The following is a 13,670-nucleotide window of genomic DNA, read 5'->3' on the forward strand; positions in this document are numbered from 1 at the left end:
GGTCAGGACCCCGGGTTCGGAACGCAACCCAACGGCGTACCAAGACGGCGAAGGGGCCAGACCATTTTGACCCTGCTGAGCGACGCGGCCCATTCTCGAGCTTCGTCGATTGAAAATGCCGGGTGAGCTCCCAAGATCAGTTCGACGGTTTTCTTCGTTCCGGCCCCAAGGCGCTTGAAGCGCCGCTGCTTTCTTTCATGTGCAGCGACAACGACAGACAGGCTCGGGACTTCCCGGTCGGCTAGCGCGCCACCCTTGAGCCGCTCGATATGAGCGGAAGTCAGTTTCACGGGTTTGTCCATGATGACCTCGAAGGAATCGAGGCCATGGAACATTCGCAAGAATTCTCGCAAAAGATGTGTCCAAGCAGGTTCAAATCCGATGTGATTTGTCCAGGCAACGCGCTTTTGGACGAAGATGTGTCGCCATTGGCAGCACTTCGACGAATGGCAGAAAACTGCCGGAAATGCTAGGTTTGAAGATGATTCGGACTTGGTAGCGGAGGAGGGACTCGAACCCCCGACACGCGGATTATGATTCCGCTGCTCTAACCTGCTGAGCTACTCCGCCCCGAAAGACCGCCCGTGGGCGAGCGGCGCCTATAGGATGCACCATGCGTCCGGTCAATATCATGCGCGCGGCCCGCGAAAATTCCTTGCGAATGCCGCCTCCCACGGGCCTCCGCGGTAGTGATGGGCCGCGATTCCGGTGATTTCGACCGGCCGCGGACGAAAGTTGCGCGCGAGGTCGGCAAGCAAGGCGCGCGCCTCGGCCGGAGAAACCTTGTTCTGCACCGTGACATGCAGACGCGGCGTCGCCTGATCCTGCGGCGTCAACAGTGCCGCAAAGCGATCGGCAATGCGCGCCCGGATCGCGATCAGGTCCGGGCTGTCGATCCGAAACGCAACCCCGCGCCCGAGAGAATAGACGGCCGACACGACGGCGCGCGGCGGCGGCGTATCAGCGGCGATGGCGCGGAACAGAGCCGCAAGTTCCTCGAGCAGCGACGGCGGCAGATGATGGAAAAGCGTGATATGCGCCGAGAGGTAATTGCGTTCGGGCGGGAAATGCGCGCGGCGCAGCGCATCGAAGTAGCGCTGATCGGCCGCGCCCATCGTTCCAGTGATGACGATGGGCGCGGCGTCAGCGACGCGAGCGGGAGGGGGGGTGTCCGCGCCGCCGCTTGCGAGATGGGATGGACGGTGAGCTCGGGAGGGGAGTTCGCTGTCGTCCATGGGACGCCCTTTCTCGCTGCAGCAGCCTCTGCGCCCAAGCGCGCCCGGCATCCAATCGATTAATTGGTTCAGAATGATCGCCCGAAACGATCAGAAAAATTCGGGTGCGCTTACAGGCTGTTCCAGAAAGCGTGAAGCGCCGCCGCAACCGCGTGCGGCCGCTGGGCGATCGCCCAATGTCCCGCATCCCCGACGATCGTCAGCGGCATCGCCCGATTCGCCGCGAACCGCTGTGCCACCGAAAGCTCGACATAGGGGTCGCCCGCCCCCCAGACGAGCATCCCCGCGCGCGGCAGGCGGCCCAGGTCGAGCGCCCAGCCGTGCGCGAAGCTGAGCCCATGCGCCGACCGATAGAGTTTCAGTATCGCGCGCCTTTTGTCCTTGAGCGCCCACTGCGCCGCTTCTTCCTGCGCGATGTCGGCTGGAACGCCCTGATCGATCAGTCCGCGGGCAAGCGCGCCGGGACGACTGATCGCCATGAAAGCTTCGCCCAGCAGCGGCGTGTTCCAGATGCGCGCGACCCGGTGACCGCGATAGTCGGGATCGATCACCGCATTGGAAACCGCCCAGCTCCGGATCAGGTCGGGGCGCAGCATCGCGACGCGCTGCGCAATCAGCGCCCCCCAGTCGTGACCGACGATATCGATGGGACCATGCTGGGCCGCCAGCGCCGCGGCCTCGCCGGTCGCCCAATCGGCATAGGCCTCCTTCGTCGCAGCGAAACCGGCGGGAAGCGGCCCGGTGAAGCCGGGAAGCGCAGGAACGGCAACCGGTGTATCACCCAGCGCCAGAGCATCCAGCAGCGGACTCCAGATTGCCGGACTGTCGGGAACGCCGTGCAGGAAAAGCTTTGCAGTCATTCCCCCGGTCATCGCTACATCTCCCCCCTGTCGCGGCGCAGTTCATACCATTTCTGCACATTGGCATTATGCTCGGACAGGGTGCGCGCAAAGACGTGGCCACCGTCGCCCTTCGCAACGAAATAGAGATACTCATTGGGCTCGGGGTCAAGCACTGCGGCGATCGACGCCTTGCCGGGATTGGCGATCGGCCCCTTGGGAAGCCCGGCCATGGCGTAGGTATTATAACCGTTCACCGCCTGGATTTCGGAGCGCAGGATGCGGCGACCGAGCGGCTTGCCCTTGGTGATCGGATAGATGATCGTCGGATCGGCCTGCAGACGCATCCCGATGGCGAGGCGATTGGTATAGACGCCGGCGACCGTGCGGCGCTCCGCCGCAACCCCGGTTTCCTTTTCGACGATCGACGCCAGCGTGATCGCTTCGTTGCGGTCCTTTGCCGCGGTGCGCGGGCTCCGCTTGGCCCAGAGCGCGTCGAAGGTCTTGGTCATCGCCGCCTGCATCCGCGCAACCACGGCTGCACGGCTCTCGCCGGTGGTAAAGGCATAGGTGTCGGGCAGCACGCTGCCCTCGGCGGGCACCGCGACCGTTCCCGTCAGGCGCGGCTCGGCCATCAGCCGCTCCCACACCATGATCGACGGCATGCCTTCGGGGACGGTCACGAATCGCTGGACGGTTCGGCCTTCCTGCATCATCCGCAGGATGTCGCCGGCGCCCATGCCCTTCTTCACCTCATATTCACCGGGCTTGATCGGAGCGTCGGAACCGAAGAGGCGCGCGCGGTTGCGAAAGCCGGAGGCCGAGGTTGCGCCCGCCTTTTCCAATATTTCGCCCGCTTTGGCGATGCTGGCACCGGGCGGAATAACGACCACGGTATCGCGCGGCGCGCCGCCGGAGCAGGCCGCAAGCAGCAGCGCGAGAAAGAATGTGAGGATTATCCGAGCCAAATTCCAACCTCACTTCTTTCGTCACCCTGAACTTGTTTCAGGGTCCACGGCCTGCCTCATCCATCGACGCAGCGCCAAAGGAGAGTGCGGGTCATGGATGCTGAAACAAGTTCAGCATGACGACATGGGTTAGTCGAGTGCCTTGACGATCACGCTCGCATTGGTGCCGCCGAAACCGAAGCTGTTGTTGAGCGCGGCCTTCACCGCGCGCTTCTTCGCCTTGTGCGGCACCAGGTCGACGCCCTCGGTCCCCTCGTCGGGATTGTCGAGGTTCAGCGTGGGCGGCACGATCTGGTCGCGGATCGCGAGGATGCAGAAGATCGTCTCGACCGCGCCGGCACCGCCGAGCAGATGGCCAATCGCCGATTTTGTCGAGCTCATCGATACATCGCCGATCGCGTCGCCGAACAGGCGCTTCACCGCGCCGAGTTCGATCGTGTCGGCCATCGTCGACGTGCCATGGGCGTTGATATAATCGATGTCGGCGGGCGTCATTCCCGCCTTCTTCAGCGCCATTTCCATCGACCGATAGGCGCCGAAACCGTCGGGGTGCGGCGCGGTGACATGATAGGCGTCGCCCGAAAGGCCATAGCCGACGACTTCGGCGTAGATCTTGGCGCCGCGCGCCTTGGCATGTTCATATTCCTCGAGCACGACGACGCCGGCGCCTTCGCCCATGACGAAGCCGTCGCGATCCTTGTCATAGGGGCGGCTCGCCTGTTCGGGGCGGTCGTTGTAGCTCATGTTGAGCGCGCGCGCCTGTGCAAAGCCTGCAATGCCTATCGGACAGATGGTCGATTCCGATCCGCCGGCGAGCATGATGTCGGCATCGCCATCCTTGATCATCCGCGCCGCGTCGCCGATCGAATGGGCGCCCGTCGAGCAGGCGGTGACGACCGCATGGTTCGGCCCCATCAGGCCGTATTTGATGCTGACCTGACCCGAAATCAGGTTGATGAGGCGGCCGTGGACGAAGTGCGGGCTGACACGGCCCGGCCCCTTTTCGGCGAGCAGCAGGCTTTCGCTCTCGATCCCCGGCAGGCCGCCGATGCCCGACCCGATCGAGCAGCCGGCGCGCAGCTTTGTCTCATCGTCCATCTCGGTCAGCCCGGCGTCTTCGAGCGCCTGTCCGGCGGCGTCGATGCCATAGATGATGAAGGGATCGACCTGCCGCTGCACCTTGTGGTCGACGCGCTTGTTGGCGTCGAAGCCATATTCATGGTCGGCCGGCTTGACCTCGCACGCGATCGTGCATTTCTGGTCGGAGGCGTCGAAGCGGGTGATCGTTCCCGCGCCCGACTTCCCGGCAAGCAGATTGGCCCAACTGGTTTCGACGTCTCCGCCCAGCGGCGTCACCAATCCCAAACCCGTCACCACAACCCGGCGCATAGACTTTCCTTTCGTCGGTTCCGGCCCTTGCGGAACCCGGCATCATTCTTGTCGGGGCATGCCCATAAAAAAAGCTTCCCGGCCACTGCGCGCGAGCGCTCGGGACCGGGAAGCCGGAAACGCGTGGGCAGCGTCGCCGCCGCGTCCGGCTGTGCCGGACCGGACCGCTTTAGCCCTTGTTCGCTTCGATGTAGTCGATCGCGTCCTTGACGGTGGCGATCTTTTCCGCCGCGTCATCGGGAATTTCGACACCGAATTCTTCTTCGAACGCCATCACCAGTTCGACGATGTCGAGGCTGTCAGCGCCCAGATCGTCGATGAAGCTCGCTTCTTCGGTGACCTTGTCGGCTTCGACGCCCAGATGTTCGACGACGATCTTTTTAACCTTTTCGGCCGAATCGCTCATGCACAGTTCCTTTTTTCTGACTGTCTCGTGAATGTTGGGATTTGCCCTAGTGTCCGTCGGCGGGGCTGGCAAGAGGGCTGGCGCGTTGTGGGCGCCGAAGCTCGCATCAACCCGCCCTTTCCTGCCGCGCGGCGGGTGCAGACGCCTCCCCCTTTCGTCCCCTGGGCAACCACCGCATAAATAGGAAACGGCACCGCGGCCTTCAAGCGCCAGGCGCACCGTTCATCGCGCGACCGGCTGCGGTGCCACTACCCCCGATTCCCGCAGCGCCTGCGACGCACGCCGGATCACTTCGGGATTTATCATGAACTGGCGCAGCACCTTTTCGGGTGGCGCATCCTGCGGCTGGCGCGTGTAATCGAGCAGATGCCGCCACAGGCCGCGCGCTTCATCGACCTTTCCCTGCCGCGCAAAAACGATGGCCCGGACCATCGTATATTGCGGCTCCATGGTGCTGGTCGATGGCATATGATCGAGGACAGCCAGCGCGTCGTCCTGCCGCCCCTGCTGAGAATAGACGAAGGCGAGCGTGACCGCCGGGACGCCTGGCGCCGACGCGTCGAGCGCCAGCGACCGTTCGAGCAGCGCAATGCCCTCTAGGGGCTGGTCGCAGGCAATCTTGAACACGCCCTGGAATCCGGCCGTGTCGGCGTCATAGGGGTTGAGCCGTACCGCGGCATCGCCAAGGCCAACGCCGCCGCGGCAATTGCCGCCATAATATTGTGCGCGCGCCATCGCGAAGGTCGCCGCCGCGGTTTCGGCGCCGGTGTCATAGGCCCGCTGTGCGAGCGAGACGGCTTCGGCATAGGCCTTGTCGCCCGCCGGTGTGCCGCGCAGCGGCTGCCAATCCCCGAAGCGGACGAGCGACAGCGCGGACAGCGCCGCGGCGTTGCGCGGATCGCGAAAGATCGTCGCGCGCAGGCAGGCATCGACCTTCTTCGCGGTGTCCTTGTTGCGCAACTGCCGCAGCCGGTTGAACTGCGCCAGGCACGGATAGCCGGGCGCAAAATTCTCCGGCTGCCGCGCCAACTGATCGCGAACGATCACGCCATAATCGCCAGCAATCTGGGCAATCGCAGGGTCGATTGCCTCGAATCCAGGCATCTGATCTTGGGTCAGGTGAAATTGCTGCGACCAGATGGTACGCTGATCGGAAACGCGGTTGAGGACCAGCGTGACATCGGCCGGCCCCGCGAGCGTGCGGACGAGCGAAACATCGAGGCGATAATCGGGGCGCTGAGCTGTATCGGGCTTGCCCGCCGACGCTGCACTGCGCAGATCGACGAGGTCGAAACGGCGCAAGCCGTCGCGCAGCCGCCCGTCGAGCGCGCGGGCCAGCGCGCGCGAAACGGGAGTGCTCCCCGATTGCGGAAGCGCAATCTCAAGCAGCGGCGGCGGCACCGCCGAAGGCGCGAACATCCGCTGCCAGTTGCCGGCAAGCCACCAACCGCCCGCCAGCATGGCAACCGCGACAATGACCAGCACCGTCCACCAGCGCGCCCGCGACGATGGCGCTCCAACGCCGGGATGACGCATTGACGTCACACCGGCCCCGCCCGCCTCCGCAGCCACCGCCTCTTCGCCGACACCAGGGGTTACAGCGGCGCTACGTGCCGGCGGTGCGGTGCGGTGCTGCACCACGATCTCGTAGCTGCCCTGCGGCACGCGCAGGCGATGAACCCACGGCGTTTCAGCATAATAACGGTCGAGCAGATTGCGCAGGCGGCCCACCATCACGCGTGGATAGCTGTCGACCGCCGGGTCGAAATCGGCGTTACGCCCCAGCGCCTCGGTCGCGATCGCATAGGCCTTGGGGGCGCTGCGGCCGCCGCGAAGCCGGTGTTCGACCAGATATTGCAGCAGGCGTGACAAGACCGGCGAGCGCAGGAACAACTGGGACTCGCGGAGCCTCTCGAACTCCTCGGCGATGATCTGGTCGGTTTCGCCGGCCTCGAGTGTCTTGTTCGCTTTCGCGCGGTCCATGCAACCCTCTTATACCCTCTGGCGGGGTCTGTCCGCTAGATACGCAAATCGATGAATGCGGCCAGCCATATTTGTTTCAATGTAACGGTAACAGCCCGGATTGGCCATATTTCGCCGGGTTTAACCCGCCTCGGAGAGGTGAAAGAACAGGACGAAAAGATTAAGGAAATCCTAATTTTGGGCGACATGCCGCAACGTGACCCCATGTTACTGTCATCTTCCCCGACGCCATGAGATCGTTCGATTGTCGTGATGCGCGCTTGCGCGGTCACGGCCCGGTTCGGGCTTTGCCTGCCGGGCAATTGAGGTTTCAGGATCGAAGCGCGCGAGCTGGTCCCTGGCGCACTCCGGTATATCCCGAGGCCTCATGAACAAGTGACTTCGCCGGGCGGGATTGTAGCCCCACCTGCACCCCGCCCGGCAAGTCCGCACTTACCCTATTCCGCAGAATGGTCGCTCCCAAGCGTCACGCCAGTGCGATCCAGATGGGGCCGTCGGCCGAAGTCTGCGCTCGTCACGTCAGACCTTGCAGGCGCCGGTCCGTTTGGCCGACATTTGCATCTTCATCGACATGCCCGCAGGGCCTTCGCCCTCCCCCGTACTCGCCATTTCCATCTCATAGCTGTCGCCGCTGTAGGTGCCCTTCATCGTCATCGTGCGCGGACCGGCTTCGCTGGTGCAGCTCATCTTCGCGTCGATCACGCCATGCGCCATCTCGAAATGATCATAGGTGCATTTGCCGCCCGAATTTTCCGCCATCCGCGCCTTCGGATCGCGCGCGTCCTCGGGGGTAAGGCAGTTTTCGAAACTGTGTCCCTGTGCCAGCCGCGCCTTCATCTGCTCCTGCATCTGCGGCGGCAGTTTTTCCATTCCGGGCATCGTCATGTCGGTGATCTTCACCGTGCCGGCCCATTGGCCGGGCTTCATGAACTCGCCCGAAGCGACGGCATCGGCGACTTTGTTCTGCACCGATTCGACCGATTCATTCTTGGCCGACACGCCCTTGCCGCTGTCGCATGCGGACAGCGCGAGCAGCGCGCCCGTCACCATCAGAATATTGCGCTTGAACATCACCCAGACTCCCGCCGTTGCCGATGCGCGGCATCCTCACCATATTGGCAGCGATGGCAATTCAGATTCGCACCTCGCTCGACGAAATCGACACGGCGCAGGACTATGTGCCGCACCGTCCCGCCCGCCCCGACAAGGTGGAGGGCGGCAAGCGGTTCGAACTGGTCAGCGACTATTCCCCGGCGGGCGATCAGCCGACCGCGATCCGCGAGCTGGTCGATACCGCCAGGGAGGGCGAGCGCGATCAGGTGCTGCTCGGCGTCACGGGATCGGGCAAGACCTTCACCATGGCGAAGGTGATCGAGGAGTTGCAGCGCCCGGCGCTGATCCTCGCGCCCAACAAGATCCTCGCGGCGCAGCTCTATGGCGAGTTCAAGAGCTTCTTTCCGAACAATGCGGTCGAATATTTCGTCAGCTATTACGACTATTACCAGCCCGAGGCCTATGTGCCGCGGTCCGACACCTATATCGAGAAGGAAAGCAGCGTAAACGAGGCGATCGACCGCATGCGCCACTCGGCGACGCGCGCGCTGCTCGAACGCGACGACGTCATCATCGTCGCCTCGGTATCGTGCCTTTACGGCATCGGATCGGTCGAGACTTATTCGGCGATGATCTTCGATTTGAAGAAGGGGCAGGTCGTCGACAGCGGAGAGATTATCCGCAAGCTCGTCGCGCTCCAGTACAAGCGCAACGACCAGGCGTTCGCGCGCGGCAATTTCCGCGTCCGGGGCGACAGCCTCGAAATTTTCCCGTCGCACTATGAGGACATGGCGTGGCGCGTCAGCTTCTTCGGTGACGAGATCGAGGAGATCACCGAATTCGATCCGCTGACCGGCAAGAAGATCGCCAGCCTCAACTATGTGCGCGTCTATGCCAACAGCCACTATGTAACACCCGGTCCGACGCTGAAGCAGGCGACCGAAGCGATCCGCCACGAACTCGCCGAGCGGCTAAAGGAACTCGAAACCGAGGGCCGGCTGCTCGAAGCGCAGCGGCTCGAACAGCGGACAAATTTCGACCTCGAAATGATAGCCGCGACCGGAAGCTGTGCAGGGATCGAAAATTACAGCCGCTTCCTGACCGGCCGCCTGCCGGGCGAGCCGCCGCCGACCTTGTTCGAATATCTGCCCGACAATGCCTTGCTGTTCGTCGATGAAAGCCACCAGACGATTCCGCAGATCGGCGCGATGTCAAAGGGCGACCATCGCCGCAAGATCACTCTCGCCGAATATGGCTTTCGGCTGCCGTCCTGCATCGACAACCGGCCCTTGCGCTTCGCCGAATGGGACATGATGCGGCCCCAGACGGTCAGCGTGTCGGCAACCCCGGGGACGTGGGAAATGGACCGCACCCAGGGCGTTTTCGCCGAGCAGGTGATCCGCCCGACCGGGCTGATTGATCCGCCGGTCGAGATCAAGCCGGTCGAGGAGCAGGTCGACGATCTGATCGCCGAGGCGAAGAAAACTGCCGCGGCGGGCTATCGCACCCTCGTCACTACGCTCACCAAGCGCATGGCCGAGGATCTGACCGAGTTCCTCCACGAAGCGGGGCTGAAGGTCCGCTACATGCACAGCGACGTCGAAACGCTCGAGCGCATCGAGATCATTCGCGACCTCAGGCTCGGCGTGTTCGACGTGCTCGTCGGCATCAACCTCTTGCGCGAAGGCCTCGACATTCCCGAATGCGGGCTCGTCGCGATCCTCGACGCCGACAAGGAGGGGTTCCTGCGCAGCGAAACCAGCCTCGTTCAGACGATCGGCCGCGCCGCGCGCAACGTCGATGGCCGCGTCATCCTCTATGCCGACCGCATCACCGGCAGCATGGAACGCGCGCTGCGCGAAACCGACCGCCGCCGCGCCAAGCAACAGGCGTATAACGAAGAACATGGCATCACGCCGACGACGATCAAGCGCAATATCGGCGACATCATCGCGCATGTCGCGTCGAAGGATCAGGTCACCATCGACCTCGGCGACGACCAGCCGCAGCATATGGTCGGCCACAACCTCCGCGCCTATATCCAGGAGCTGGAAAAGAAGATGCGCGACGCCGCCGCCGATCTGGAATTCGAGGAAGCCGGTCGCCTGCGCGACGAAATCCGCCGCCTCGAAGCCGACGAACTCGGCCTGCCCGCAGACGAACAGGTCGCCCCGCGCGTCGGCCGCTCGAACGAGGGCAAGCCGGGTACGCGCAAGGGGCGCTTCGGGAAGCAGAGCAAGACGAAGTGGGGGCGTTGACGCCCCCTTCGACCAAAGCCCGATTGTAACCGACAAGTAGCCTTGTCTCCCCCTTACGCGCGGCCTAGCGTCCGCTCCGCAAACGGGGAGAATATCTATGAAAACGGGTCTGTCGCTGATCGCGCTGGCGCTTGCCGCTGCGGTTCCTGCCACGCTTGCCGCGCAGGACGCGCCGGCCGAAAAAGCCAAGCCGGAAAAGGCCGGGGACATCGTGCCGCAGATGCACACGACGCGCCTTTCGGGCACGTTCGGCGGGCAGAAGATCGGCTATGCCGCGACGATCGGCGAGACGATCCTCAAGAACAAGGATGGCGGGCCCGAAGCGGCGATCGTCACCACCTCCTATATCAAGGAGCCGCGCGATCCGGGCCGCCCGGTGACTTTTCTGTTCAACGGCGGCCCCGGGTCGGGCACCGTCTGGTTGATGATGGGTGCGTTCGGGCCGAAGCGCGTCGCGATCCCCAGCGATGCCAAGGATGACGGCGCCCCGCCCTACCCCATCGTCGACAACCCCGATTCGCTGCTCGACGTGACCGACATCGTGTTCATCGATCCGCCGGGCACCGGCTTCTCGCACCTGATAGGCAAGGCCGATCCCAAGGATTATTACGGCGTGACGCAGGACGCGAAGGCCGTCGCCGAAGTCATCCGCGGCTGGCTCAGCGACAATGGCCGCTGGAACAGCCCCAAATTCCTGGGCGGGGAAAGCTATGGCACCACGCGCTCGGCGGCGGTCGCGAACCAGTTGATGAATGTCACCTTCAACGATGTCGGCCTCAACGGCATCATCCTCATCTCGACCGTGCTCGATTTCGCGGCCGGGTCCGATACGCCGGGCAATGAACTCAGCTACATCACCAACCTTCCGTCGATGGCGACGACCGCCCTCTATCACGGCAAGGCGAGCGCGCCGTCGGTCGAACAATTCGCAGAAGAGGCGCGGCAGTGGGCGATCGGCCCCTATGCCGCGGCGCTGCTCAAGGGACAGAAGCTGCAGGGCGAGGAACGCGCCACGATCCGCCGCGAGCTTGCCCGCTTCACCGGCCTGTCCGAAACCTATCTCGAACAGGCGGATCTGCGTGTCACGCCCGGCCGCTTCTACAAGGAACTGCTGCGCGACCGCGGCCTGACCGTCGGCCGGCTCGACAGCCGCTACACGGGCAAGGACTATGACAATGCGGGCGAAGAGCCCGACAATGATCCCAGCTTCTATGGCATCGACGCGGGCTACACCGCCGCGATCAATAGCTGGGCGCGCGATACGCTGGGGTTCAAGACCGACCGCGAATATCAATCGATCAGCGGCATCGGCGGCCAGTGGGACTGGCGCATCGGAGGCCGCGACTCCAATGCCTATCTCAACGTCGCGCCCTATATCGGGCAGGCGCTGCGCGAAAACAGCGGACTGCGCGTCTTTGTCGGTCAGGGCTATTATGATTTCGCGACGCCCTTTTTCGCCGCCGAATATTCGCTGTCGCGCACCGGCATCCCGCAGGACCGGATCGAATATAAATATTATGACGCCGGACACATGATGTATATTCGCGACGAGGATCGCCACAAATTGTCGTCGGACATCCGCGCGTTCATTCGCGCGCGGTAGGCAGGACGGGACGCGACGAATCGATAGCGTCGCACCGCGAAGGCAAGGCCAAAAACGGCCCCCGCCTTCGCGGGGGCGACGCTTTATCGGCTTATGCGCGCCATCTAGCGCAGCACCCCCGCTGCCGCCTGTTTGCGCGCATAGACGAACAGCGCGATCAGGATGACCCAGATAACCGCAGTGAAGATCATCGGGAAGGTCCCGAACATCCGCATCAGGTCGCCATAATGCATGCCGAACTGGTAGATACAGCTGACGGCGAGCCCGACGAGCGAAACCAGGAACGCCGTGACCGCATGGCGGCTGCGAACGAGCAGCAGAAGCGATCCGAGCACCGATCCCCAAACGCCGAGCGCCCATCCGGCGTTCGCCCAGGCGGGAAAGCCTGTGAACCATGCCTGCTGCTCGGGCGTGAAAGCGGCCAGATAATCGGGATTTTGTATCTTGGTCATCACATAGTCCACCGCGCCGAAAGCGTTCCAGACGAGCGATACGGCCCCGACAACCCACAGGTGCCACGGCGTTTTGACGGCTACATTCATGTTGATCTCCCCCTCCAGAAAGATGGGGGCAGACTATCATCCATTCGCGCGCTGGACAATTGGTGATTTACGCGCGCAACACACCATGAACGCTTGGCAAATCCGTCGCGCTCTCCGATAGGCAGCGCATGTGTGTCGTCGCCCTTGCCCGCCGCGTCCATCCCGACTGGCCGCTGATCCTGATCGGCAACCGTGACGAGTTTCACGCCCGGCCGGCGGCGGCGCTCGCCGAATGGGACGATGGCAGCGGCATCGTTGCTGGGCGCGACCTGCAAGCCGGCGGGACGTGGCTCGGCGTGCATCGACCGAGCGGACGCGTCGTCGTGGTGACCAATGTCCGCGGCGCGATGCCCGATCTGGCGAAGGAATCGCGCGGCGCGCTGGTGGTCGACATGTTGCGCGGCGGTGGGCGTTTCACCGATCCGTCCGAAGCCGATCTCGACCGGTTCAATGCCTTCAATCTGTTCGCCGCCGATGGACGTGCCCGCCTGCTCACCAACCGGCCGCAGCCGCTGATCGCAGCGCTGGCGGACGGCGTTCATGCCCTCGCCAACGAACCCGTCGACCACCCCTGCCCGCGCGCCGAACGGCTGCGCGCTGCACTGGCCGCCACGGTCGAGGCCGGCGCCGATCCCGAAGGGTTGCTCGATACACTGACCGCCGAAGGAGGCCCGGCGCTGTTCCTGCGCGGCGAGGTCTACGGCACGCGCGCCTCGACGCTGGTCATGATCGGCGCGAGCGGCGATGCCCGCATGGTCGAGCGCCGATACGAAGCGGGCGGCCGCTCCGGTGGAACGACCGCCCTCGATTTTCGTATCGGCTGAGCCGCAAATCCTATTTAGGCGCGAGCACCATCAGCATCTGACGCCCTTCGGTGCGCGGATGCGCCTCGACCTTGGCGATCTCTGCCGTCATCTCCGCCACGCGCTGCAGCACGTTGAGGCCGAGCTGCGTATGGCTCATTTCGCGGCCGCGGAAGCGCATGGTCATCTTGACCTTGTCGCCTTCCTCGAGGAAGTCGAAGACCTTCTTCATTTTCACTTCGAAATCATGATCGTCGATGTTCGGACGCATCTTGATCTCTTTGATTTCCTGGGTCTTCTGCGTCTTGCGGGCCGCATTGGCCTTCTTCTGGGCTTCGTATTTATACTTGCCCACATCCAGGAACTTGCACACCGGCGGATCGGCGTTGGGGGATACTTCGACCAGATCGAGGCCGACTTCGGCCGCCTGTTCGATCGCTTCAGCAGTCAGCATTACGCCCAGATTTTCGCCTTCCTCGTCGATCACACGGACCTTGGGCGAGGCGATGAATTCATTGTATCGCGGGCCGTTCTTCGGCGGCATTGGCGCCAGCGGGCGGCGGGTCATGGGCGGGCGTATAGCTGTATCTC

Annotated in this window: 13 protein-coding genes and 1 tRNA gene; 3 read left to right on the forward strand and 11 right to left on the reverse strand. The window is 63.7% G+C overall.

What is annotated here, in order from left to right:
• Positions 1–2: 2 nt before the first annotated feature.
• From MU856_RS10265 to MU856_RS10305, 9 genes are all read right to left on the reverse strand, one after another.
• Positions 3–335 (reverse strand): DUF4102 domain-containing protein, encoded by a 333-nt coding sequence (locus MU856_RS10265; protein ID WP_062902845.1) that lies wholly within the window; start codon positions 333–335, stop codon positions 3–5.
• 158 nt (positions 336–493) lie between these two features.
• A tRNA-Met gene (locus MU856_RS10270) sits at positions 494–570 on the reverse strand.
• Between the two features lie 59 nt (positions 571–629).
• Positions 630–1,115 (reverse strand): 2'-5' RNA ligase family protein, encoded by a 486-nt coding sequence (locus MU856_RS10275; protein WP_062900328.1) that lies wholly within the window; start codon positions 1,113–1,115, stop codon positions 630–632.
• 230 nt (positions 1,116–1,345) lie between these two features.
• Positions 1,346–2,107 carry an alpha/beta fold hydrolase gene (locus MU856_RS10280; RefSeq protein WP_263587484.1) on the reverse strand — a complete coding sequence of 254 codons (762 nt, stop codon included), beginning with the start codon at positions 2,105–2,107 and terminating at the stop codon, positions 1,346–1,348.
• A gap of 2 nt (positions 2,108–2,109) precedes the next feature.
• Positions 2,110–3,042: an endolytic transglycosylase MltG gene (mltG, locus tag MU856_RS10285; protein WP_263587485.1), complete on the reverse strand. Its 933-nt coding sequence runs from the start codon at positions 3,040–3,042 to the stop codon at positions 2,110–2,112.
• 129 nt (positions 3,043–3,171) lie between these two features.
• Positions 3,172–4,431: a beta-ketoacyl-ACP synthase II gene (gene fabF, locus MU856_RS10290; RefSeq protein WP_058811978.1), complete on the reverse strand. Its 1,260-nt coding sequence runs from the start codon at positions 4,429–4,431 to the stop codon at positions 3,172–3,174.
• Positions 4,432–4,600: 169 nt separating this feature from the next.
• Complete coding sequence (locus MU856_RS10295; RefSeq protein ID WP_003039428.1) at positions 4,601–4,837, reverse strand: acyl carrier protein; 237 nt, start codon at positions 4,835–4,837, stop codon at positions 4,601–4,603.
• A gap of 222 nt (positions 4,838–5,059) precedes the next feature.
• Complete coding sequence (locus MU856_RS10300; RefSeq protein WP_263587486.1) at positions 5,060–6,820, reverse strand: tetratricopeptide repeat protein; 1,761 nt, start codon at positions 6,818–6,820, stop codon at positions 5,060–5,062.
• A gap of 519 nt (positions 6,821–7,339) precedes the next feature.
• Entirely contained in the window at positions 7,340–7,891 is a 552-nt protein-coding gene (locus MU856_RS10305; RefSeq protein WP_062900331.1) for a DUF3617 domain-containing protein, read from the reverse strand.
• A 53-nt stretch (positions 7,892–7,944) separates the two neighbouring features.
• On the opposite strand from MU856_RS10305, the gene uvrB reads away from it, so the two are divergent.
• Positions 7,945–10,131, forward strand: a complete 2,187-nt coding sequence (gene uvrB, locus MU856_RS10310; RefSeq protein WP_263587487.1) for an excinuclease ABC subunit UvrB — start codon at positions 7,945–7,947, stop codon at positions 10,129–10,131.
• A 97-nt stretch (positions 10,132–10,228) separates the two neighbouring features.
• A complete protein-coding gene (locus MU856_RS10315; RefSeq protein WP_263587488.1) occupies positions 10,229–11,734 on the forward strand; it encodes a S10 family peptidase in 1,506 nt (501 codons plus the stop codon).
• Positions 11,735–11,838: 104 nt separating this feature from the next.
• Here the strand turns inward: MU856_RS10315 and MU856_RS10320 are convergent, their stop codons facing one another.
• The gene (locus tag MU856_RS10320; protein ID WP_263587489.1) at positions 11,839–12,276 is read right to left on the reverse strand and encodes a hypothetical protein; all 438 of its coding nucleotides are present in this window, start codon (positions 12,274–12,276) and stop codon (positions 11,839–11,841) included.
• A gap of 128 nt (positions 12,277–12,404) precedes the next feature.
• Here MU856_RS10320 and MU856_RS10325 point away from each other — a divergent pair, with 128 nt between their 5' ends.
• Positions 12,405–13,100 (forward strand): NRDE family protein, encoded by a 696-nt coding sequence (locus MU856_RS10325; RefSeq protein ID WP_062900334.1) that lies wholly within the window; start codon positions 12,405–12,407, stop codon positions 13,098–13,100.
• A gap of 10 nt (positions 13,101–13,110) precedes the next feature.
• Here the strand turns inward: MU856_RS10325 and infC are convergent, their stop codons facing one another.
• Complete coding sequence (infC, locus tag MU856_RS10330) at positions 13,111–13,647, reverse strand: translation initiation factor IF-3 (RefSeq protein WP_003039450.1); 537 nt, start codon at positions 13,645–13,647, stop codon at positions 13,111–13,113.
• Between the last annotated feature and the right edge of the window lie 23 nt (positions 13,648–13,670).

Source organism: Sphingopyxis sp. GC21, assembly GCF_025727575.1.
Taxonomy (GTDB): Bacteria; Pseudomonadota; Alphaproteobacteria; order Sphingomonadales; family Sphingomonadaceae; genus Sphingopyxis; species Sphingopyxis terrae_A.

Excerpts from the sequence above, each read along its gene's own strand:
- MU856_RS10265 (WP_062902845.1), bottom strand. The coding sequence starts at position 335 with ATGTTCCATGGCCTCGATTCCTTCGAGGTCATCATGGACAAACCCGTG.
- MU856_RS10275 (WP_062900328.1), bottom strand. The coding sequence starts at position 1,115 with ATGGGCGCGGCCGATCAGCGCTACTTCGATGCGCTGCGCCGCGCGCAT.
- MU856_RS10280 (WP_263587484.1), bottom strand. The coding sequence starts at position 2,107 with ATGACCGGGGGAATGACTGCAAAGCTTTTCCTGCACGGCGTTCCCGAC.
- fabF (WP_058811978.1), bottom strand. The coding sequence starts at position 4,431 with ATGCGCCGGGTTGTGGTGACGGGTTTGGGATTGGTGACGCCGCTGGGC.
- MU856_RS10295 (WP_003039428.1), bottom strand. The coding sequence starts at position 4,837 with ATGAGCGATTCGGCCGAAAAGGTTAAAAAGATCGTCGTCGAACATCTG.
- MU856_RS10300 (WP_263587486.1), bottom strand. The coding sequence starts at position 6,820 with ATGGACCGCGCGAAAGCGAACAAGACACTCGAGGCCGGCGAAACCGAC.
- MU856_RS10305 (WP_062900331.1), bottom strand. The coding sequence starts at position 7,891 with ATGTTCAAGCGCAATATTCTGATGGTGACGGGCGCGCTGCTCGCGCTG.
- uvrB (WP_263587487.1), top strand. The coding sequence starts at position 7,945 with ATGGCAATTCAGATTCGCACCTCGCTCGACGAAATCGACACGGCGCAG.
- MU856_RS10315 (WP_263587488.1), top strand. The coding sequence starts at position 10,229 with ATGAAAACGGGTCTGTCGCTGATCGCGCTGGCGCTTGCCGCTGCGGTT.
- MU856_RS10320 (WP_263587489.1), bottom strand. The coding sequence starts at position 12,276 with ATGAATGTAGCCGTCAAAACGCCGTGGCACCTGTGGGTTGTCGGGGCC.
- MU856_RS10325 (WP_062900334.1), top strand. The coding sequence starts at position 12,405 with ATGTGTGTCGTCGCCCTTGCCCGCCGCGTCCATCCCGACTGGCCGCTG.
- infC (WP_003039450.1), bottom strand. The coding sequence starts at position 13,647 with ATGACCCGCCGCCCGCTGGCGCCAATGCCGCCGAAGAACGGCCCGCGA.